This window comes from Paenibacillus ehimensis NBRC 15659, assembly GCF_004000785.1.
GTDB classification, from domain to species: domain Bacteria; phylum Bacillota; class Bacilli; order Paenibacillales; family NBRC-103111; genus Paenibacillus_G; species Paenibacillus_G ehimensis.
Genome location: NZ_BILX01000005.1, coordinates 38,216 through 58,391, shown reverse-complemented (window position 1 = coordinate 58,391; position 20,176 = coordinate 38,216). Strand labels below are relative to the sequence as shown.

The following is a 20,176-nucleotide window of genomic DNA, read 5'->3' as shown; positions in this document are numbered from 1 at the left end:
CTTACATCGGCTTCAGGGCGTGGATCTCTTCTTCCGATAATCCGGTCGCCTTGATGATCAATTGAATGTCCAGGCCCATCGACAGCATGTTTTTGGCAACTTCAATTTTTCCATGTAATATTCCTTGGGTTTTTCCTTCCGTCCGCGCTCCTTCAATCATCGAGGCTTCGTCGTGCAAATATTTTTGCCTTGCTTCGTACAGCCTGCGGGCTTCGGCGTCCTGACTCAGGAATTCGAGCGTCGTCATCGCTTTCTTCAATGTCGGTTCGTTCATGGCCAGCACCTCCCAGTTGGATTTATCTACGCCTTTCAGGAACAACAGCCAGTTGACCAAGCCGCCTTCCACCGGAACGGCGCGATCGTCAAGCTTCGGCAGCTCGATGAAATGCACCTCAAGGTCGTCGATGAGGGGAATCAGCGTATGATCCTCCCGCAGGTGAAAGACGCTGTGGTAACGGTCGTTGGGCAGGAAAGAAAAATTCAAAATGTTGATCGTGACGCACTTCTTCAAGGCTTTGTAGGTTTGCCCCTCTTGAAGCTGGCTGGAGTAACGTTTCCCCCAATAGTACAAGGTGCGCTTTTCGTTATCATATTTGTTGAACAGCTGCATCTCGACATTAATCAGCTTGCCCTCGGCGGTTTTGGCCCAGATGTCAAAGATGGATTGCTTATCGTATGGAGCGTCTTTCTCGGTGTAAGGATTGAGCAGCACGATCTCGGTCAGCGGCGGTTCGCCTGCCTCCATGAACGTATGGTTCAGAAAGGCCAGCAGCACATCTTTGTTCTCTTCGCTGCCGAAAATTCGTTTAAACACAAAATCGTTCCGCGGGTCCAGCAGTTCCGTCATTCGGATCATCTCCAATCACTAACATTATACCACGCTGCGATTTCGTTAGACATCAAAATCGGCCTCGCTCTTTTTAGACCTTGGCAGCATACACTACATCCAGGGGAGGTGGAGCGGTTATGCCGTCAAAAACAATCATTCGGGCGGGCTTCGTCATCTTCGACGATGCCGGCAGGGTTCTTCTGGTTCGTCATGCGGACGGGAAAAGGAAATGGGGGCTGCCGGGAGGCCGGCAAAGGGAAGGCGAGGCGGCATGGGAAACCGCCATCCGCGAATGCCAGGAAGAAATCCAGGTAGCGATGCATCCGGCCGATTTTACGTTGTCGGGCATCTATTATTTATCCGGGCGCAATGCCTATGTTTTTGACTTTAAAGTAACCGAATGGGAGGGGACGCCCGTACCGGACGGCAAAGAAATCGCGGAAGTCGGATTTTTCTTGGTGGATAAGCTCCCTGCGCCCATCTCCAAATTTACCGTGCAAAGGATACGAGATGCCGCCCGCAATCAAGGGGATGTCATCTTGCAGAAACAGCAAGTCAAGTCTGAGCCGAGCACGGCCAAAAGGACCGTCTATCGTCTGTTCGAACCGGATCGGTAACGTAAAGGAGCTCCGTCATGGCGCCATGACGGGGTTCTTTTTGCATACGTTACATCTTGATGTGCCCGAATCTGTCCGGGTCATTTACAGTATCTTAACTTGACCCTCCACCCCTTTGGACCTATATTTATGACAAATGTACACGACAAGAACAAATGTAAAAAGCGATGGAAAACGACAACTTGAGGTGAAGGCATTGCAGGTAACGATTTTAGGCTACTGGGGAGGGTATCCCTCTGCCGGCGGAGCAACTGCGGGATACTTGGTCACAACGGACGAGGGACAGATTTTGCTGGATTGCGGAAGCGGGGTGATGAGCCGGCTTCCTTATCATACGAGTGTCGAACGGCTGTCCGGCGTCATTCTGTCCCACTTGCATCACGATCATATGGCGGATATCGGGATATTGCAGTACGCCGCCGTCGGAGCTCTCCGCAATAACCGGATGAGCGAGAGGCTCAAGCTCTTTGCGCCGGAGGAGCCGTCGGACATGCTCGTCAAGCTGCACGGTCCGCACTCGGACATTACGCCGATCCGCCCGGATTTGAAGGTCCGGCTCGCGGGCGCGGATATCGAATTCGTCCCAGTCGAGCACACGATTTCCTGTTTTGCGGTCAAAATCACGTACAAAGGCAAGGTCCTCGTCTATTCGGGCGATACCTCCTATTGCGAATCGCTGATTGAGCTGGCCAGGGACGCGGATATTTTCCTCTGTGAAGCGACGATTTGCGAAGGCAGTTATCACACAACGGGACAAGGACATATGGACGCCGGTCAAGCGGCCGCGATTGCCGAGAAAGCACGCGTGAAGAAGCTGGTGCTCGTGCATTTGCCCAGCGACGGGAACTTCGAGCTGATGAAGCAAACGGCAAGCGCCGTCTTCGGCGGCCCGGTGTATCTGCCCGACTCGGCCAGCATGTACACGGTTTGACCTAGACTTTTGAAACGGAGCGAAGCCATGTATCGATTACTTGCCTTGGATATGGACGGCACGCTGCTGAACCGCAGCAAAATCATCACGCCTGCCGTTCGCGACACTTTGCAAGCCGCGATTCGAAAGGGGGTGAACGTCACCATCGCTTCGGGACGCTTCCCCGCATCGGTCTGGCTCCACGCCCGGCACGTGGGGATGCACGGCTGCTTGATTGCCTTCAACGGCGCCGTCATCTTGGATGCGGAAACCGGCGAACGGGTGCAGGGCTTTCCGATCCGGCCCGAAACGGCAAGGCGTATCGCGGAGCAGGCGGCGGAAGCCGGCGCCTATGTACACTTTTACGGTTACCGAACGCTGTTTGTGGAGCAAATGAACGAGATGAACGCAAGTTGGCCGCTGGCCAACGTCGTCGTCGACCCGGACAGGCCGTTAACCTATGAGAACTACCGGGAGCAAGCCGACCTCATTCAGGTGAAGCAGACGGGCGATCTGGCCGCGTTTGCCGAAGCGGCGTCCGAGCCGTTATACAAGGCGACGGTCATTAGCGAAGACCCCGAATTGCTGATCAAGTTGTATGACGAGCTGCGGTCGTGGAACGAATTGGCTTTGACGAAAACGGGACAGCGGCGCTTCGATATCAATGCGGACGGCATCAGCAAGCGAACGGCGCTTGAAGCGCTTTGCCGAATATACGGGATGCACGCGGCCGAAGTCGCGGCGATCGGCGATTACGACAACGATGTGGACATGCTGGGGTGGGCTGGGCTCGGCATTGCGATGGCGAACAGCAGCGACCGGGTGAAGCAGGCTGCGGACGCGGTGACGGCAAGCAACGAGGAAGACGGCGTGGCCGTAGCGGTCCGGCGCTATCTTTTATCCTGAGTTATTCGATCGGTATGTAGGATATTTATAAATGTTGATATTCAAGTTAACAGCCGTTTGACAAATGCTCTATATACTGAACATATACACATACAAATCCATTGCGTAGGGAGAGAATGAGGTTGTTGAAAAAAGGTTCTTTACTGGTGAGCTTGACGGCATTACTCGTATTCAGCGGTTGCGGCACGAGCGGGCAGCCGGCGGCGAACCAAGGAGCGCAGCCCGGCGGGAAGCAGGAGCCTGCCAAGCAAGAAGCGCCCAAACAAGATGCGAACATCCCTTCAGGCAAGCTTACGTTCTATACGTCCCAGCCGGAAGACGACGTCACGAAGCTCGTCGCGGCTTTCAATAAGAAATATCCCGACGTGAAGGTGGAAAGCTTCCGCTCCGGTACCGAGGAAGTGACCGCGAAGCTGCAAGCGGAGAATCAAGCGGGCAAAGTGCAAGCCGACGTTCTCCTGCTGGCCGACGCCGTGACGTTCGAAGGCTTGAAAAAGCAAAATTTGCTCGCTTCCTATAAATCGCCCGAGCTGGCGAAAGTTCCGAAAGATCTCGTCGATCCGGACGGCGCTTACTCCGGTACGAAGGTGATGGCCACCGTGCTTGCGGTCAATACCCAAAAGGTAAAAACGCCGCCGACTTCCTGGAAGGCGCTCGCCGCGGCCGAGAGCAAGGATGCCGGAATCATGCCGAGTCCGCTGTACTCCGGCGCAGCGGCGTATAACGTCGGCGTCTTCTCCCGCACGGACGGCTTCGGCTGGGATTTCTTCAAGAGCTTGAAGGCCAACAACGTCTCGGTCGTCAAAGGCAACGGCGCGGTGCTGAACGCCGTGGCAAGCGGGGAGAAATCGTACGGCATGGTCGTCGATTATCTCGTCGCCCGCGAGAAGGCGAAGGGCTCCCCGGTTGAATTGGTGTATCCGTCGGAAGGCGTTCCGGTCATTACCGAGCCGATCGGCATTTTGAAAAATGCGGCCAATGAAAAAGCGGCCCAAGCGTTCGTGGACTTCGTCCTGTCCGAGGACGGTCAAAAGCTGGCATCCAGCATCGGGTACACGCCGATCCGCGAAGGCGTCGAAGCCCCGAAAGGACTGAAAAGCATCAATCAATTTAAAGTCATTTCCTCGGAGATTTCCAAACTGACGGAAGCCCGTGAAGCGGACAAGAAACAGTTCACCTCCGTCTTCGGGCAGTAAGAAGCGGAGCGCATAGTCCATGATCGATTCCAAACAAATTCCGTTTGAACGGACCCAAGGGGGGAAGGGGGACAAGCCCGCCCCCTTATCCTTTCCTTCCTTTCTTCTGAAACGGGTTCTTATAGGCGTCGCCCTTGTTCTTCTGCTCGTCTTCTTCGTCCTGCCGATCGGCAAGCTGATCGTTTTAAGCATGCAGGGCAGCGCCGGTCCGACGCTGGCGCACTACTCGGAAATGCTGCAGCAAAGCCGCCTGTGGAAGACGTTAAACGATACGTTCGTCATCGTGGCCGGTTCCTCTCTCGTCTCGATTGTGCTCGGCGTGCTGGCGGCTTGGCTGATGGCTTACAGCGACATCAAGCACAAGAAGACGCTGCACATGGCGATGCTGCTTTCTTTTATACTGCCGTCTTATGTCTTGACGCTGTCCTGGTCTTCCTTCATGGGCAGCCAAGGGCTTGCGGCCAGTCTGCTGCATCTGGTGAACCCGGATGCCAAACCTTGGAGCATGTACAGCTACGGCGGCATTATTTTCGTCATGGGGATTCATCACTTTCCGCTGGTGTATTTGCTGACCGTGGATGTGCTGAAAAAAATCCCGCGCGATCTGGAATGGGCGACAAGAGCCAGCGGGGCCGGAAGATGGAAAACGTTCCGTCTGGTCACCCTTCCTCTGGCGTTGCCCGGCTTGACGGCCGGCGGGCTGCTGGCGTTTCTGGCCTCGCTCGACAACTTCGGAATCCCTGCGTTCCTGGGCATTCCGAAGCAGATTTCCGTGCTTAGCACGCTCATTTACGAGGAGATTATCGGCTTCGGCCCGTCCGCCTTCTCCCGCGGCGCCGCTTTATCCGTCATGCTCGGAGTGATCGCCATCATCGGCACGCTGCTGCAATGGCTCGCAGTCCGCAAAATCAAAGCGGCCGATACGGTCATCGTCGATCACAGCCCGCGCTTTGCGCTGGGGAAGCATCGGACTTGGGTCACCGCGGCGGTATGGGCGTTTCTCGCGGTCATCACGGTCGTGCCGCTCTTGTCCATGATCGCCCTTTCTTTGAAAAAAGCGTACGGGCTTCCTTTTCAACCGGCGAATTTGACGCTTTCGAACTATAAATACATTTTGCTGGAAAACGAAAAAGTATGGCAGTCGATCCAAAACAGTCTGACGCTATCGGCGACGACGCTGGTTATTTGTCTCGTGCTCGGCTCCTTGCTCGCTTATGTACGGGTGCGCAAGCCTTCATGGCTGACCAAATCGGCGGAGCTTGCCGTAGCCCTGCCTTATACGCTGCCCGGGATCGTATTCGGTCTCGCGATGATCTTCGCGTGGATGCAGCCGATTCCCGGCTGGAACCCCGGCATTTACGGCTCGATCCGCATTTTGTTTATCGCGTATGTATGCCGGTTCATGATTTTGCAGGTGCGGGCGGGCATTACGGCATTCACGCAAATCGATCCTTCGATGGAGGAGGCGGCGCATATTTTCGGCGCGGGATTTTGGAAGAAGTGGGCCTTCGTCCTGCTTCCCTTGCTGCTGCCGGGGCTGCTGAGCGGCGCATTCCTCGTCTTTCTGACGGCGTTCACGGAGCTTACGGTGTCCGCGCTATTATGGTCGACCGGCTCGCAGACGATCGGCGTGACGATCTTCGGCTTCGAGCAAGCCGGGAATACCTTGTACTCTACCGCATTGTCCAGTCTGATCGTCCTCTTGATTATGGTGGGAATGGGGCTGCTGCATCTGGTCCGGAAGTTCTCAGTCCAAAAAGGAGTCCAGTCTTCATGAGCATTCAATTAATGGAAGTCAGCAAAACGTTCGGAGCCTTTCAGGCGCTGAAGCCTTTGAATTTAACGATCGAGAAGGGCGAGTTCGTCGCCATTCTCGGTCCTTCCGGCTGCGGCAAAACGACGCTGCTGCGCATGCTCGGGGGCTTCGAGCAGCCGACTGCCGGGGAAATCCGCATGAACCGGACGACGGTCGCGAAGCCGGGCTTCAGCCTGCCGCCGGAGAAGCGGAGAATCGGTATGGTGTTTCAGGCTTTTGCCCTTTGGCCGCATATGAATGTAACGGAGCACATCCGGTTTCCGATCCGCCATCATAAAGAAACGCCGTCGCATATCCGCGAGAGGGAGCAGGAGCGGATTGCGGGCGTGCTCCAGATGGTCGGCTTGGCGCAGCACGCAGGCCGCATGCCGCACGAGCTGTCCGGCGGGCAGAAGCAGCGGGTGGCGATTGCGCGCGCGATTGCGGCCGAGCCGTCGCTGCTGCTGATGGACGAGCCGCTCAGCAGCCTGGATGCCATGCTGCGCATGGATATGCGCCGCGAGATTCAAGCGATTCACCGCCAGACCGGAACGGCCATCGTGTACGTGACGCATGATCAGGGCGAAGCGCTCGCCATGGCCGACCGGATCGTCGTGATGAAGGAGGGACGCATCGAGCAAATCGGGACGCCGCAGGACATTTACCTTCGTCCGGAAACCGAATTTGTCGCGAAGTTCGTATCGAAGGCCAATCTGGTCCGCGGACGCTGGAACCGCGACAGCTTTGTGCCGATCGGCTCGGACGGTACCGTGCAGTGGCAGGGCGCCCGCGTCGCCGATTATTTCAAGTCGAGCGGCATGTACCCGGTCCGCCCCGATCAGTTCAAGCTCGGTTCTCCGGAGCAAGCCGGAATTTCGGGTGAAGTGACGAACGTGCAGTTTCAGGGAAAAGAATTCCATTACCATGTCCGGTCCGAGGACGGTCAATGGGAAATCAGCTCGCCGCTGCCATTTCAACTGCACGATAAGGTCTCTCTTCATTTACCGGCTGAAGAACAGCTATAGAATCTTACTACACACCGAGGTGTTGATGTGACCCGAACGCGAAGCATGGTTTTTTTTGATATCGACGGGACGTTGCTGGATCATGACAAGCGGCTGCCCGCTTCCGCGAAGGAAGCCATCCTTGCGCTGAAGGAGGCGGGGCATGAGATCGCTTTTGCGACAGGCCGCTCTCCGTTCATGCTGGAGCCTTTGCGCCGCGAGCTCGGCATCGATTCCTTCGTCGGCTTCAACGGCCAATATGTGATGCTGCACGGCAAGCTGATTTATACGAACCCGATTCCGACGGAGGTCATCCGTTCGTTATCGGAATATGCGCTGCACCGCGGTCATCCGCTCGTTTATTTGGACGACGAAGGGATGCGAAGCAGCAGCAGGCATCACCCTTACATCGAGGAAAGCATCGGAACGCTGCAGTACCCGCATCCCGAATACGATCCGCATTTTTACGCAGACCGGGACATTTACCAAACGATGCTGTTCTGCACCGGGCAGGACGAATCCGGCTACATCGAGCGGTTCCGGGAGCTGGACTTTGTCCGTTGGCACCGGCTGTCCGCGGATGTGCTTCCTTTCGGCGGCTCCAAAGCGCAGGGCATCGAGCGGTTCATCGCCAAGCTCGGCTTTCGGCGGGAGCAGGTGTATGCTTTCGGCGACAACCTGAATGATCTGGAGATGCTCCAGTATGTCGGCCACAGCGTGGCGATGGGGAACTCGCCGGAGTCCGTGAAAAAAGTGGCGCGTTATATTACAAAAGATGTCGGTCGTGACGGCATTGCGTATGGGCTGGAGCTTGTGGGCTTGTTGTAGGCGGTATAATAGAAGAACCTTCAATCCGCTTTCGCGGGTTGAAGGTTCTTTCTTTGTGCGGATAGGGGAATAGCCTGGCGGCCGCACTCAGCCTTTTCTTGCCCGATACTTATGGAAAAAGCCGCGAATTTCCTTCCATTCCCGGTACACCCGGTAAGGCTTGCTGGCGACCCTTGCCGGAAGCGTAAGCAGAAACTGGCTGACATGACGCCTGTACTCTTCGGTCATTCTGGCGGGCTTGGTACGGATTCTGGTAAACAGCTCATCGTACAGCTCGTGCGAAAGATCGATCTGCATGGAAAGCCGTCGCTGGCACACCTGACACTCAATCTCGGAGATCCGTTTATTCAGGTAGCTGATCACATGATCCTGCTCTTGCTTGCAATCGTTACAGTACAGAAAAGTTTCCAGCCGGGTTTCTTTCATGAGGCTCCCTCCATTGCCGGTTCGTTCGGCTGCGATCATGGTTCTATTTTAACTTCGCGGCGAGGCTGGACGCGGTCGGCTCGTCGGTGATCAGCACATGCACGTACCTGCCTTTCAGCGCTGCAAGGATGCTATCCACCTTGTGCAGTCCGACCGCGACGGCGATAACCAGCTTCACGGCTTTCAGATGCTCCAGCTCCATGCCGATCACTTTATTATTGATGGGATGGTTGCAAAGGGCTCCATCTCGATCGATAAAGCGGGAATTGATATCGGCCACCGCGTTCAGGGCCTTCAATTGCTCCAGCACCTCTTGGTTCAAGTAGCCGATCTCCTCCATGGTCGACATAGCAAACGGATTCCCGATGCCGACCAGGGCCAGATCGATTTGCTTGCCTTCCTCCAATACGGAAGAGATGTTCGGAAGCCCGACGATCTTATCCCGCAGCTCTTCGGTTTCCACCACCGCAGGCGCATAGAGCGATTCGCATTTTACGCCCAGTTTCTTGGACAGCTCGTACGCGATCTGGTTGGAGTGAATTTCGGTCTTGTCGTTGCCCATCCCGCCGACAAGCGGGACGATCTTGAGGTTCTCTTTCTTTTCAAAAGGAAACTCTTTCACGACGTGGTACAGCGTCGTTCCCCACGATACGCCGATGCGCCCGGCCTGCTTCATCGCCTTGAGTACGAAACCGGCCGCCGCTTTGCCGACCGTGTTGTACACCAGCTCCTGCTTCAAGTCGCGGGCAGGCACAACGATCGCTTGCTTGAGATCGAAGGCCGCTTCGATTTCCTTCTCCAGATCGCTGGTTTCCAGCGTATCGTCATGAATAAGGATTTCCACGACTCCTTCGTCGCGCCCCTTCTGGAGCAGCTTGGAGACGGCGGGCCGTGAAATGCCGAATTTCGCCGCAATTTTTTCCTGCGTCCAGGCTTCGAAATAATACAGCTTCGCGATTTTCACGATCAGCTTTTTTTCCTCGGAATTTAACATGAACGACCGCCTAACATTTGTTCTCAAGGCATACATTTGTAGTTACTATAAGGGCAATCCGGTGCAGGGTCAAGTTAAGAAACCGTAAAACTTCGCCCTTATTCAAATTTACCTTGCCGAGGTTAAAAGATGCCGCCCGGAAGCATGGAACGGTAACAAACTTGTCTTTTGGATCTAATTATGGTAAGCTTAGGTTAATCATATATTTGACCTGTGAATTCACATATTGAAAAGGGTTATCATTTGTGTGATGGAGCCTTTTTCAATGTGTGAATTTTTTATTTCGTCGAAGGATAAAAAAGGACATGTTAAATCAAATTTTGGAGGTCATACGATGCAAACAGGTACAGTAAAATGGTTTAATGCTGACAAGGGTTTTGGATTTATTGAAGTGGAAGGCGGCAGCGACGTATTCGTGCATTTCAGCGCGATCACAGGCGACGGCTTCAAATCGTTGGATGAAGGCCAGCGTGTCCAATTCAATGTGGTACAAGGCAACCGCGGACCGCAAGCCGAAAATGTTGTAAAGCTGTAATGTAAGCCCAAGCAAACTGCCCTTAACTTGTGTTGAGGGCAGTTTTTTTAGGATCAAGGGTTATTAATTCAAGGGAGGGGTTAACTGTGTACTTTCAAAAGAAATCGTTAGAGGATATCCCTGAGGAAAACACGACGATCTGGTCTTGCAGCAAGGAAGGATGCAAGGGCTGGATGCGGGACAACTTTGCGTTCGAGGATGTGCCGGTATGCCGGCAGTGCCATTCCCCGATGGTTCGCAGTGTGAAGATGCTGCCCTTGCTGGTCAATCCGAATGGCGACCCGAAGTCGCTCAAGAAAGGCATCCAAATCTCGTAGCCCGTACCCGCATGTCCATGCATGCCAGCGTTCCTCAATTGCTGGAGATCTGAACGGTCACGGTTCCCTTTCCCATTATTTTAAGAACAAGGACGACCTTTTTTAGGTGGTCCTTGTTTGCATTCAACTCATCGTTTCAGCGCTTGAGCTTCTGCCCAATGGCTAGCAACCAGCATGCAAAAAGCTACTGACAATGGCTGTCAGCAGCAGCGGCTCACCGCTCTTTAAGGCGGGCTGAAATTTATAGAACCGGCTCGCCCGGCCGATCCAGACGATACAAATTCCGATAGCGCGGATAGCGTTCCAGGAGCTCGGCGTGCGAGCCTCTCATTTCGATGCGGCCGTTTTCCATAAATATCATTTCGTCCATCTGTTCGGCCCCGACCAGATGGTGCGTAACCCATATCAAGGACTTGTCCCGCAGCGTATCGAAAATCGTGGCAAGCAGGTCCCGTTCGGTCCGGGGATCGAGTCCCACCGTCGGCTCGTCCAGCAGCACGACGGGGGTGTCCTGCAGCAGGATGCGCGCAAGTGCGATCCGCTGCCGCTCGCCGCCTGAGAAGCGCTGTCCCGTTTCGTGCATGGGCGTCCGATAGCCTGCAGGCAGCGATTCGATCAAGGCGTCCAGCTTGACGAGCTTGGCGGCGAGGCGGATGTCCTCATCCGAGGCTTCGGGCTTCCCGAGCCGGATATTGTTGGCGACCGAGGTATCGAACAGGTGCGGACTCTGGTTCAAGACCGAGATGACGCCGGAGATGCTGTCGCCAAGCGAATGTGCCGGTATGCCGTTAATGGCCACTTGGCCTTGCGTAGGGACGAGCGCTCCTTGAATGAGCTTCAACAAGGTCGATTTGCCCGCGCCGCTGCGGCCGATGACCGCAATCTTCTTCCCCTGCGGAAGATCTATGGATACGCGATCGGTCTCCCAGCGGTTTCCGGGCTCATACTGATAGGAGGCGCCATCGACTTGAATATGCGCCGTCGCCCAGACCGCCCCGGCCTCATTCCGCACAGGCGCAGGAACGCTGCCGGACTGTCTCGGCAGGGTCTCTCCGCCGCTGCTGCCTTGGGCTCCCCCGCCCGAGCCGGCCCGCCCGCCGATCCCGGACAACCGGTTCAGCGACTCCCGGTACTGCGGCAGCTTCTCCACGGCCTCCGAAAGGGGCAGAAACACATCCGCCACGGGGAACACGACGAGCACGAAAGCGGCGATCAAGGTCGCGGCGATCCGTTGGTCGGCCGCTTGCTGGCCCGCCCAATAGATCATGGAGACGACCATGAGCCCGACCACCCCTTGGGCGATCGCGTTTCTGCGTCGGGTCCAATCGCTCGTTCGCCGTTCCAGTCCCGCCATTTCCGCTTCATCGGCTTCGTAGCTTTCAATAAAGCCTGCCGCTCTCCCGCTGACGACCCAATCGTTCATCCCGAGCACCGCATCGGTCAGCTTCCGGTACAGCCCGCCGCGCTGCCGCTTGAGCAGCGTATGGTTCTTCCGCGTGACCGCTAAGGAAGCGGCGGGCAGCAAGAGGCCGAGGATCAACAAGTAAACGGCCGTCAGCAGCGCAAACCTTCCGTCAAAGCAGCCCAGCGCCGCCACCGACAACACGAATACGACGAAAGCGGCCGCGCCCGGAAACACGATGCGCAGATAAACGTTTTGCAGATGCTCGATATCGTCGGCCAGCACGCCGAGCATGTCGCCCGTGCGGAAGCGGGAGCGGATGAACAGCGCCTGCGGCTCGAGGAGCCGGTACAGCCGGACGCGCAGGAGCGAGATCATCCGCAGAATCGTATCGTGTCCGACGAGGCGTTCGACATAATGCACGACCGCCCGGCTCGTTCCGAAGGTTCGGACCAAGACGATCGGGACGTAGACCATCAGGATGTTTTCCGGGCGCAGCGCCGACTTGGAAATGAGATAGCCGGAGGTGAACATCAAGGAAGCGGCACACCCGGCCGTTAACGCCCCTAAGGCCACAATCGCCGCGAACCGCCAGTAAAATGCCCGCGACTCCGGGCGCAGCCAAGCTTCCCGCTTCATGATATCCCCTCTCTCTGCGATGCGACTAGTTGGTAGTAAATTCCTTTGTTCGCCAACAATTCCTCATGCGTACCGGTTTCGGCGACCCGTCCTTGATCCAGGACGATGATCCAGTCCATATCCGGCATCCAGTGCAAGCGGTGCGTCGCCAGAAACACCAGCTTATTCTCGAACAAGGAAAGCATCGTCTTTTTCAGCTCGTATTCTGTCTCGATGTCCAGATGAGCGGTCGGCTCATCAAGCAGCATGACGGGCCGCCGGCTGAGAAAAGCGCGGGCCAGGGCGACGCGCTGCTCCTGCCCGCCGCTTAGCGGCCGCCCGCCATTGCCCACAATTTCCCCGCTCCCGCCGGGCAAGCCGGCGACGAGCCCGGCAAGTCCCGCCGCAGCAATCGCCCGGTCGACCTCCTCCTGCGGCGCATCCGGGGCGTAGAAGCGGACATTGTCCGCCAAGGAGCCGTGGAACAGGTACGGATGCTGCGGGATATACGTCGTTTGGTTAAGCCAGGCTTCCGCGTGCATGGAGCTAACCCTGCACCCGTCAAGCTCGATATTCCCGGACGTCGGATGCAGAAACCCGCCAAGCACATCGATCAGCGTCGATTTCCCCGCGCCGCTTTCGCCGACGATGCCGATTTTTCGCAAGCCCCGGATTCGGACGGTTACGTTCTGCAGCGATGACGGTCCATCCGGCTCATGCTGCACCTGAACCCGCGAAAGCGTCAGCTCGCTGTCGCCGTTCCAGACGAACGAGGCCGGAAGCTCGGTCGCGGCTTTAGCCCCGGAGGGCCGCTCCAGAATGGCCCGGATCGCCTCGCCGGCTTCTTTTCCGTTCAAGGTGGCATGATAATCGCTCCCCGCCAAGCGGACGGGGAGGAAATACTCCGGCGCCAGGATGAGTACCGTAAGTCCCGTTATCAACATGAGGTCGCCGTTCACCAGCCGCAGCCCCAGGCTGACAGCGACCGAGGCGACGGACAGCATGGTGAAGAAATCGAGCGCAAACGACGACAAGAACGCCACGCGCAGGGTGCGCATCGTCGCCGAGCGGTATTTGTCGCTCACCCGCCCGATCGTCTCGCTGTGCGAGCGGCTGCGGCCGAGCACCTTCAGCGTCTCCAGCCCGCGAAGCGAATCGACAAAATGATTCGATAATACCCGGTAGGACTGCCACTGCTGCTGCATCTGCTTGCGCGCGGCCAGTCCGATCAAGATCATGAACGCGATGAGAATCGGCATCGTCACGAGCAGGATGACGCCCGATACGGCATCGAGCCAGAATACGTACGCCAGCACGACCGCAGGGGTAACCGCCGCGGAAGGCATGCGGGGAATCGTCAGCTCCAGAAACGTGCGGAACCGCGAGATGCCGTCCAGCACCAGCGTGACCAGATTGCCCGTGCCTTCCGTTTTGGCGAACCTGGGCCCGAGCTCGAACAGCCTCTCCATCAGTTGCTTGCGCAAGCTCGCGCCCGTCTTCTCGGCGTAGCGATAAGCGATCTTCTGCTGGACGAGTCCCGTCGCCTGACGGGCCAGAAAGGCAAGCAGAAACAGCAGCGTGGCGCCTGTCAGCTCCTGCAGCGGCTTTCCGGCAAACAGGGCGGAGACGACCTCCGCCAGCCATGCCGCCTGACCTAAGATGGCGGCGCTCTGCACCGGAGTCAGCAAGGTCATGAGGACGAGAACCGGCTTGATTCCTTGATAACCGAGCAGCGCCTTTCCCATGTTAGTACTCCAAGTGCTGCTTTTCGTGCACGCGTTTATGGAAGACGAAATAGCTCCAGATTTGATAGCCGAGCACGAAAGGAAGCAGGCTTAAAGCGACGTACGTCATCACTTTTAGCGAATAAGGGCCGGAAGCGGCATTGTGGATCGTCAGGTTGAACGCGCTGTCGATGGAGCTGATCATGACCCTCGGAAACAGTCCGATGAACACCGAAACGATCGCCAGAGCGATCACGGCTCCGGTCATGCCGAACGCCCAGCCGTCCTTCTTCTTGGCGTTAAAGGCGCCGGCCAGTAGGAAGGCGGCGACTCCGGCAGCGGCCAGGACCGTCAAAATCCCGCCGCGGACCTGGAATACGTCCGTCATCGCGTAAGTCATCGCTCCGAATACCGCGAGCAGTCCCGCGAGCGGGATCAGCAGCCGGCCGCCCAGCGCGCGCGCCCGCTCCTGCAAGTCTCCCGTTGTCCGCAGCGTTGTAAACATCAGGCCGTGCACGAGGCACAGCACCGTGACCGTCACGCCGCCGATGACGCTGTAGACGTTCACGATATCGAACAATCCGGCGCGCATTTCCATCTGCCCGTCGATCGGCAAGCCTTTCAGGAGGCAGGCGAAGACGACCCCGAGCAGGAACGGAGGCAGCAGACTGCCCAGGAAGATAACGCCGTCCCAGGTCTTCTTCCAGCGCCAGCTGTCGACCTTGCCGCGAAACTCGAAGGCGACGCCCCGGCCGATCAAGGCCAGCAGAAGAACGACAAGCGGCGTGTTAAAGCCGCTGAACAGCGTGGCGTACCAGTTGGGGAAAGCCGCGAACATCGCGCCGCCCGCCGTCAGCAGCCAGACTTCGTTCGCGTCCCAGAACGGGCCGATCGAATTAATGAGTACCCGGCGCTGTCCGTCGGTTTTGCCCAGCAGCGATGCAGACATGCCCACCCCGAAATCGAACCCCTCCAGAAAGAAGAAGCCGACGAACAAAACCGCCACAAGAATAAACCAAAGCTCATTTAGAGAAAGCATGTTGTCCCTCCTTGTCGAATGGATCGTCCGCATGTTCGATTTCGGCATGCTCGACGGCATTCGGCCCTTTTTTGATCACCCGGATGAATAAGTAGGCCATGACGATAGCGAGCACCGTATAGGCGGCGGTGAACGAGATCAGCGAGAACAGCACCTGTCCGGCGCTGACGCTCGGGGATACCCCGTCCTCGGTGCGCATAAGCCCGAATACGGCCCACGGCTGACGGCCGATCTCCGTCATGATCCAGCCCGACGTGTTGGCGATGAACGGCATGGAGATCCCCCACACCATGGCGTGCAGGAACCACTTGCCCGCTTGCTCCAGCTTCTTGCGGGCCGCGAGATAGCATCCGTACAAGCCCAGCAAAATCATGACGGTGCCGCAGGCCACCATAATGCGGAAGCTCCAGAACGTCGTGCGCACGGGCGGAATGTAGTTGCCCGGGCCGTACTTTTGCTCGTATTCCGCTTGAAGGTCCTTCATCCCCGGCACGCTGCCGGAAAACTTGCTGTACGACAAATAGCTGAGCAGATACGGAACCTTGATTTCCATTGTATTCTGCTGCTTCACCGGATCGATGAACGCCGTGACCGTCCAAGGCGCAGGATCGCTGCTCGTTTCCCACAGGCCTTCGCTGGCCGCCATTTTCATCGGCTGGGTGGCAACCAGGTATTGCGCCTGCTGGTGACCGAACAGCGCGACGGCGACGGAGGAGATCAAGGCGATCACGATCGCGAGTTGGAATGACTTTTTGAAGAAAGACACGTCTTGGCGCTTCAGCAGCTTCCAGGCGCTGATCCCGGCCACCAGAAAGGAACCGGTCAGAAAAGCGCCGAACACCGTATGCGGGAATTCCCACCACAGCTGGCCGTTCGTGATCAGAGCGAGAAAGTCGTTCATTTCCGCCCGTCCGTTATTGACCGTGAAGCCGACCGGACGCTGCATGAAGGAGTTGGCGGCAAGAATCCAGAATGCCGACAGCGTCGTGCCGATGGACACCAGCCAAATGCAGGCCAGGTGAACCTTCTTCGACAGCCGCTCCCATCCGAAGATCCACAAGCCGATAAACGTCGATTCCATGAAAAACGCCAGCAACGCCTCGATAGCCAGCGGAGCGCCGAAGACGTCCCCGACAAACCGCGAATAATTCGACCAGTTCATGCCGAACTGGAATTCCTGCAAAATCCCGGTAACCACGCCGACGGCGAAATTGATCAGAAACAATTTGCCCCAGAACTTGGCCATCCGTTTATATTCTTCCTGGCCTTTGACGACGTACATCGTCTCCATGATCGCAATCATCAACGCCAATCCGATCGAGATGGGCACGAAAATAAAGTGAAAAATCGTCGTTGCGGAAAACTGTATGCGCGAGAGCATCACTACATCCATGGGAGTCCTATTCCACCTTTCTCTTGAACCTGTTGTTTTTGGCAAACCGTCACGGATTGTTGTGAGGATTGTCATGGTCTATCTTTATTGTGGAGAAAGCTTGTCCCGGAAAATATGACTTAGATCACAGTGATCCCGGGATTTCGTTTGTGAAAATCCGAACTTTTGAACTATTTTGGAACATTTCCCGATTCATTTTCAGACATGCTATAATTTAGGGATCGTAGCGCAGGAACGGCAGCAGGGGGGGAAACGGATGATTGGAAGCGTATACCGGAGATATGTTAAAAACAACTTGTTCATGAAGCTGCTGCTTTCGTTTGCCCTCATCACGATTCTGACCATCATCACGCTCTCGTACCTGATGTTTCACTTTATGTCGCAATCCGTCGTTCAGCGGGAGATGGACAACCAGAAGAAGGCGATGGAAAGCGTCAACGCGTTTTTGAGCGAAAAATACGAGTCGGTGCAATCGATGGTGCTGGGCGTATACCGCGATCCGAGACTGGCCGCCGACATCTCGTATTTCCTGCAGCACGATTTTCGGGATTATATCGAGCATGGCTTGAACCGATATTATGAAGAAGATGTCGCTCCGTACGGCCTGTCCTATTTCGCCAACCGGCTTGAGGACGATCCGGATATCCGGAATCTGATGCTGTACAGCGCGGAGAAGCAGTACTTGTATGTGTACAACCGGCAAAAATCGGCGAAGCTTCATAGGACCAATGCCGTCCATTCGTATATCCCGGATGCGATGGCGCTGGACAATAAGAACGTTTCCGTGCCCAATCCGTGGGTCCGCAAGGAAATCGATCAATGGGACCCCCGGCTGTTTGCCGTCCGGGCGGCCATGAACGACAAAAACTCGCTGAAATATATCGGGCAGCTGTTGATTTATTTCGATTCCGACGGCATCTGGAAGTCGCTGGCCAGCTACAAGGAGACGCTCAAGGGGACCATTCTTGTGCTGACCCCTGACGGGCAAGTGATTTTCGATTCTTCGGGCTCGTATTACGGCAAGCCTTATCCTTTCATGGACCAAATTCAACAGGAGACGGGCATGCTGGAGCAGGAATCGTATATTACGACGCTGGCGCAAAATCAGGCGGGCTACATCGTGGCCGGCACGATTCCGAAGCAAGAGATCGCGGCCGCTTCCCAAGGGTGGAGACGGACGATCATCATCGCCAGCGTGCTGGGCATTCTGATCGCCATCTTGTTTCCGTCGCTCGTGGTGATCAATTTCGCCAAGCGGACGAACAAAATTATCCGGTTCATGAAAAAGGTGGAGACCGGAGATCTGACCTCGCGCATCATCGAGCCGAAGGAAGACGAGCTGGGCCAAATTTCCCGCAGCTTCAACGATATGCTGGACGAGCTGAACCGCTATATCGAGCGGGTGTATAAAGCGGAAATCCGGCAAAAGCATACGGAATTCGCCGCGCTTCAGGCGAGGGTCAATCCGCATTTTCTGTACAACACGCTCGAAGTGATCCGGATGCGGGCTATCTCCCAAGGCGCGCATGACGTAGGCGAGATGATTTTCAGCCTGTCGGCGCTGTTCCGCAACGTGGTGCAGCAGAAGGCCGTCTATACGCTCAAGGACGAGCTGGAGGCGTGCCGCCTGTATTTGGAGCTGTTCCGTATCCGGTATAAAGACAGGTTTACTTACGTCATCGAATGCGACCGGGAGCTGTATGGGATTCCCGTCGTCAAAATGTTTCTCCAACCGATCATCGAAAACTACATTGTTCACGGCATTGAGGCGGACCGGGACGATAACCGCGCCGTCATCCGGTTCTCTCGGGAGAACGGGGTAATTCGCGTCCGGGTGGAGGACAACGGCAGAGGGATCGAGCCGCAGCGGCTCGAGGAGATCAAGGTAGCGCTCGGAGCGCCCGAAGAGGTCGGCGGATCGTTCGGACTGCGGGTTGTCTGCGAGCGGCTCAAGCTGCTGCATGGAAATAAGGCCGGGATGGAGCTGAAGAGCAAGCCCGGGGTCGGCACGACCGTTACCGTATGGTTCCCCGAGAAGGAAGGAGCAGGAGAATCCGATGTATAGAGTGTTTTTGGTGGATGACGAGCCTTTCATTATTGAAGGGCTGTACGATATTATCGACTGGGCCGCGTTGGGGCTCGAAATCGTCGGTCACGCGGGGAACGGGCAGAAGGCGCTGGACGCCTTGAAGCGCACGCCCGCCGACATTCTGATTACGGACATCTCGATGCCGGTCATGACGGGGCTGGAGCTGATCCGCGCCGTCCGTGAATGGAACCCGGGCCTTAAAGTCATCATCCTGAGCGGCTACAACGAGTTCGATTATTTGAAGGAAGGCATGCGGCTTGGGATCGAAAATTATTTGCTCAAGCCGATCGACGTGCAGGAGCTGAGGTCCACGCTGACCACGACGACGGACAAGCTGAACGCCGCGCAGGCCGAGCGCGTCTTGGGCGAACAGGACATGCGCATTCTGAAGGAGCACATTATGCACCGGTGGCTGACCGGGCAGATCGCGCCGAACGAATTCGACGAGCGCGCCGAGCTGCTGCAGCTGCAGCTGAACCGCCCCTATGCGCTTGTGGCGCTCGTCCGTTTTCCGGAGGGAGACGCGGGAGGCGCCGACCTGGTCGCGGAACAGAGGCCGCCGGGCCTGTCGGTCATTCCGTTTCACAATATGGACGGCGAGCTGGTCGTCGTCTTTACGCTGGACGAGCCGGCGGAGGGCAAGCGCGCCGCGCTGGAGCTGCTGGCCCGGATGAAGGCGGATTGCGCCGCGGCTTCCCGGTCTTGCCGCATTTCGCTTGGCAGCGTGGAGCGGCTGCCTTACGAGGCGGCGCAAAGCTATGCGCATGCGAAGAAGGCGCAGGAATTTTTTCTGCTCTATCCCGACCGTGACATTCTGGATTACGAGGAGGTTGCGGTGTCCGGGGGGGCGGCCGGACTCGATTTTCCGCTGGAGTGGGCGGAATATTCCAAGCTTATTTTAGCCAAAGATAAAGATGGCTTGCTCGCCCGGATCGATCAGGATTACGAGCGGCTTCTGACGCAGGAAGGCATGACGCCGGCGCGGCTGCAGCAAATCTCCATCGAGCTGATGATCCGCTTTAAGATGGAGCTGAAAGCAATCAAGCATACGGATTCGTTGGAGCTGTATCAGGAAGCGTTCGGCCGCGTGCTGCATGCGGGAACGGTGGACCGGATGACCGAGGCCGTGAAGACGGTGGCGGGCTTAACCGTCGATTCGTTGATCCAGGACGTCCGCAGCCCCGTCATTCAGCAGGTGCTGAAGCTGATTCACGACAGCTATGCCGAAGAGCTGTCGCTCAAAACGCTCAGCGGGCAGTTCAATATTCATCCGGTGTATCTCGGCCACCTGTTCCATAAGGAGACGGGCGAGAACTTTACGGAGTATATCAACAAGTACCGCATCGAGAAGGCGAAGACGCTATTGAAAGAGACGCATCTGAAAGTTCAGGAAATCGCCAAAACCGTCGGGTATTGGGAGACCAGTTATTTTTACAAACAATTCAAAAAATATGTCGGGATTTCCCCGACGGATTACAAAGGGCTGCTGTGAAGGGTGAATTACGGCAGACCCTTTCTTTATTTTGTACAGCATACCTTTAGTTTCTTGCCTAT

18 protein-coding genes are annotated in these 20,176 nt (G+C 56.5%); 11 read left to right on the top strand and 7 right to left on the bottom strand.

What is annotated here, in order from left to right; translation table 11 throughout:
- Window position 1 precedes the first annotated feature (1 nt).
- Window positions 2–847, bottom strand: coding sequence for an Rpn family recombination-promoting nuclease/putative transposase (locus tag PEH01S_RS04500; RefSeq protein ID WP_127484093.1), 846 nt, complete (start codon window positions 845–847; stop codon window positions 2–4).
- A gap of 119 nt (window positions 848–966) precedes the next feature.
- On the opposite strand from PEH01S_RS04500, the gene PEH01S_RS04495 reads away from it, so the two are divergent.
- The 7 genes from PEH01S_RS04495 to PEH01S_RS04465 all read left to right on the top strand — a co-directional run bounded on the left by PEH01S_RS04495 (window position 967) and on the right by PEH01S_RS04465 (window position 8,085).
- Window positions 967–1,446 (top strand): NUDIX domain-containing protein, encoded by a 480-nt coding sequence (locus PEH01S_RS04495; RefSeq protein WP_025849004.1) that lies wholly within the window; start codon window positions 967–969, stop codon window positions 1,444–1,446.
- Between the two features lie 196 nt (window positions 1,447–1,642).
- Window positions 1,643–2,377 carry an MBL fold metallo-hydrolase gene (locus PEH01S_RS04490; protein WP_025849006.1) on the top strand — a complete coding sequence of 245 codons (735 nt, stop codon included), beginning with the start codon at window positions 1,643–1,645 and terminating at the stop codon, window positions 2,375–2,377.
- Window positions 2,378–2,404: 27 nt separating this feature from the next.
- The gene (locus PEH01S_RS04485; protein WP_127484092.1) at window positions 2,405–3,262 is read left to right on the top strand and encodes a Cof-type HAD-IIB family hydrolase; all 858 of its coding nucleotides are present in this window, start codon (window positions 2,405–2,407) and stop codon (window positions 3,260–3,262) included.
- Between the two features lie 116 nt (window positions 3,263–3,378).
- Complete coding sequence (locus tag PEH01S_RS04480) at window positions 3,379–4,458, top strand: ABC transporter substrate-binding protein (protein WP_127484091.1); 1,080 nt, start codon at window positions 3,379–3,381, stop codon at window positions 4,456–4,458.
- A gap of 19 nt (window positions 4,459–4,477) precedes the next feature.
- A complete protein-coding gene (locus tag PEH01S_RS04475) occupies window positions 4,478–6,235 on the top strand; it encodes an ABC transporter permease (RefSeq protein ID WP_127484090.1) in 1,758 nt (585 codons plus the stop codon).
- A complete protein-coding gene (locus tag PEH01S_RS04470) occupies window positions 6,232–7,278 on the top strand; it encodes an ABC transporter ATP-binding protein (protein WP_127484089.1) in 1,047 nt (348 codons plus the stop codon). The genes PEH01S_RS04475 and PEH01S_RS04470 overlap by 4 nt, the downstream gene beginning before the upstream one ends.
- A gap of 45 nt (window positions 7,279–7,323) precedes the next feature.
- Window positions 7,324–8,085 carry a Cof-type HAD-IIB family hydrolase gene (locus PEH01S_RS04465; protein WP_025849013.1) on the top strand — a complete coding sequence of 254 codons (762 nt, stop codon included), beginning with the start codon at window positions 7,324–7,326 and terminating at the stop codon, window positions 8,083–8,085.
- Between the two features lie 87 nt (window positions 8,086–8,172).
- Here PEH01S_RS04465 and PEH01S_RS04460 read toward each other — a convergent pair whose 3' ends face one another.
- Window positions 8,173–8,511, bottom strand: a complete 339-nt coding sequence (locus PEH01S_RS04460; protein WP_025849015.1) for a hypothetical protein — start codon at window positions 8,509–8,511, stop codon at window positions 8,173–8,175.
- A gap of 43 nt (window positions 8,512–8,554) precedes the next feature.
- Window positions 8,555–9,505 (bottom strand): sugar-binding transcriptional regulator, encoded by a 951-nt coding sequence (locus PEH01S_RS04455; protein ID WP_025849016.1) that lies wholly within the window; start codon window positions 9,503–9,505, stop codon window positions 8,555–8,557.
- Between the two features lie 334 nt (window positions 9,506–9,839).
- Here PEH01S_RS04455 and PEH01S_RS04450 point away from each other — a divergent pair, with 334 nt between their 5' ends.
- Together PEH01S_RS04450 and PEH01S_RS04445 are read left to right on the top strand one after the other, a co-directional pair.
- Window positions 9,840–10,040, top strand: coding sequence for a cold-shock protein (locus tag PEH01S_RS04450; RefSeq protein ID WP_025849017.1), 201 nt, complete (start codon window positions 9,840–9,842; stop codon window positions 10,038–10,040).
- Between the two features lie 86 nt (window positions 10,041–10,126).
- Window positions 10,127–10,357, top strand: coding sequence for a cold-shock protein (locus tag PEH01S_RS04445; RefSeq protein WP_025849018.1), 231 nt, complete (start codon window positions 10,127–10,129; stop codon window positions 10,355–10,357).
- Window positions 10,358–10,598: 241 nt separating this feature from the next.
- On the opposite strand, the gene cydC is transcribed toward PEH01S_RS04445, so the two are convergent.
- From cydC to PEH01S_RS04425, 4 genes are read right to left on the bottom strand one after another with little or no spacing between them, the layout of a single operon-like run.
- On the bottom strand, window positions 10,599–12,398 hold the full coding sequence (gene cydC, locus PEH01S_RS04440; RefSeq protein WP_127484088.1) for a thiol reductant ABC exporter subunit CydC: 1,800 nt from the start codon (window positions 12,396–12,398) through the stop codon (window positions 10,599–10,601).
- Window positions 12,395–14,122, bottom strand: coding sequence for a thiol reductant ABC exporter subunit CydD (cydD, locus tag PEH01S_RS04435; RefSeq protein ID WP_127484087.1), 1,728 nt, complete (start codon window positions 14,120–14,122; stop codon window positions 12,395–12,397). Before cydD ends, cydC begins: the two co-directional genes overlap by 4 nt.
- A gap of 1 nt (window position 14,123) precedes the next feature.
- Window positions 14,124–15,140 (bottom strand): cytochrome d ubiquinol oxidase subunit II, encoded by a 1,017-nt coding sequence (cydB, locus tag PEH01S_RS04430; RefSeq protein ID WP_127484086.1) that lies wholly within the window; start codon window positions 15,138–15,140, stop codon window positions 14,124–14,126.
- Window positions 15,124–16,533, bottom strand: coding sequence for a cytochrome ubiquinol oxidase subunit I (locus PEH01S_RS04425; protein WP_127484085.1), 1,410 nt, complete (start codon window positions 16,531–16,533; stop codon window positions 15,124–15,126). The genes cydB and PEH01S_RS04425 overlap by 17 nt, the downstream gene beginning before the upstream one ends.
- A gap of 256 nt (window positions 16,534–16,789) precedes the next feature.
- Between PEH01S_RS04425 and PEH01S_RS04420 the strand changes: the two genes are divergently transcribed.
- Window positions 16,790–18,598 carry a cache domain-containing sensor histidine kinase gene (locus PEH01S_RS04420; RefSeq protein ID WP_127484084.1) on the top strand — a complete coding sequence of 603 codons (1,809 nt, stop codon included), beginning with the start codon at window positions 16,790–16,792 and terminating at the stop codon, window positions 18,596–18,598.
- Entirely contained in the window at window positions 18,591–20,114 is a 1,524-nt protein-coding gene (locus PEH01S_RS04415; protein ID WP_127484083.1) for a response regulator transcription factor, read from the top strand. Before PEH01S_RS04420 ends, PEH01S_RS04415 begins: the two co-directional genes overlap by 8 nt.
- Window positions 20,115–20,176 lie beyond the last annotated feature (62 nt).

Coding starts and splice junctions, on each gene's coding strand:
- PEH01S_RS04425 (WP_127484085.1), bottom strand. CDS start 16,533: ATGGATGTAGTGATGCTCTCGCGCATACAGTTTTCCGCAACGACGATT.
- PEH01S_RS04485 (WP_127484092.1), top strand. CDS start 2,405: ATGTATCGATTACTTGCCTTGGATATGGACGGCACGCTGCTGAACCGC.
- PEH01S_RS04495 (WP_025849004.1), top strand. CDS start 967: ATGCCGTCAAAAACAATCATTCGGGCGGGCTTCGTCATCTTCGACGAT.
- PEH01S_RS04455 (WP_025849016.1), bottom strand. CDS start 9,505: ATGTTAAATTCCGAGGAAAAAAAGCTGATCGTGAAAATCGCGAAGCTG.
- PEH01S_RS04470 (WP_127484089.1), top strand. CDS start 6,232: ATGAGCATTCAATTAATGGAAGTCAGCAAAACGTTCGGAGCCTTTCAG.
- PEH01S_RS04415 (WP_127484083.1), top strand. CDS start 18,591: ATGTATAGAGTGTTTTTGGTGGATGACGAGCCTTTCATTATTGAAGGG.
- PEH01S_RS04460 (WP_025849015.1), bottom strand. CDS start 8,511: ATGAAAGAAACCCGGCTGGAAACTTTTCTGTACTGTAACGATTGCAAG.
- PEH01S_RS04465 (WP_025849013.1), top strand. CDS start 7,324: ATGGTTTTTTTTGATATCGACGGGACGTTGCTGGATCATGACAAGCGG.
- cydC (WP_127484088.1), bottom strand. CDS start 12,398: ATGAAGCGGGAAGCTTGGCTGCGCCCGGAGTCGCGGGCATTTTACTGG.
- PEH01S_RS04500 (WP_127484093.1), bottom strand. CDS start 847: ATGACGGAACTGCTGGACCCGCGGAACGATTTTGTGTTTAAACGAATT.
- cydB (WP_127484086.1), bottom strand. CDS start 15,140: ATGCTTTCTCTAAATGAGCTTTGGTTTATTCTTGTGGCGGTTTTGTTC.
- PEH01S_RS04450 (WP_025849017.1), top strand. CDS start 9,840: ATGCAAACAGGTACAGTAAAATGGTTTAATGCTGACAAGGGTTTTGGA.
- cydD (WP_127484087.1), bottom strand. CDS start 14,122: ATGGGAAAGGCGCTGCTCGGTTATCAAGGAATCAAGCCGGTTCTCGTC.
- PEH01S_RS04480 (WP_127484091.1), top strand. CDS start 3,379: ATGAGGTTGTTGAAAAAAGGTTCTTTACTGGTGAGCTTGACGGCATTA.
- PEH01S_RS04475 (WP_127484090.1), top strand. CDS start 4,478: ATGATCGATTCCAAACAAATTCCGTTTGAACGGACCCAAGGGGGGAAG.
- PEH01S_RS04420 (WP_127484084.1), top strand. CDS start 16,790: ATGATTGGAAGCGTATACCGGAGATATGTTAAAAACAACTTGTTCATG.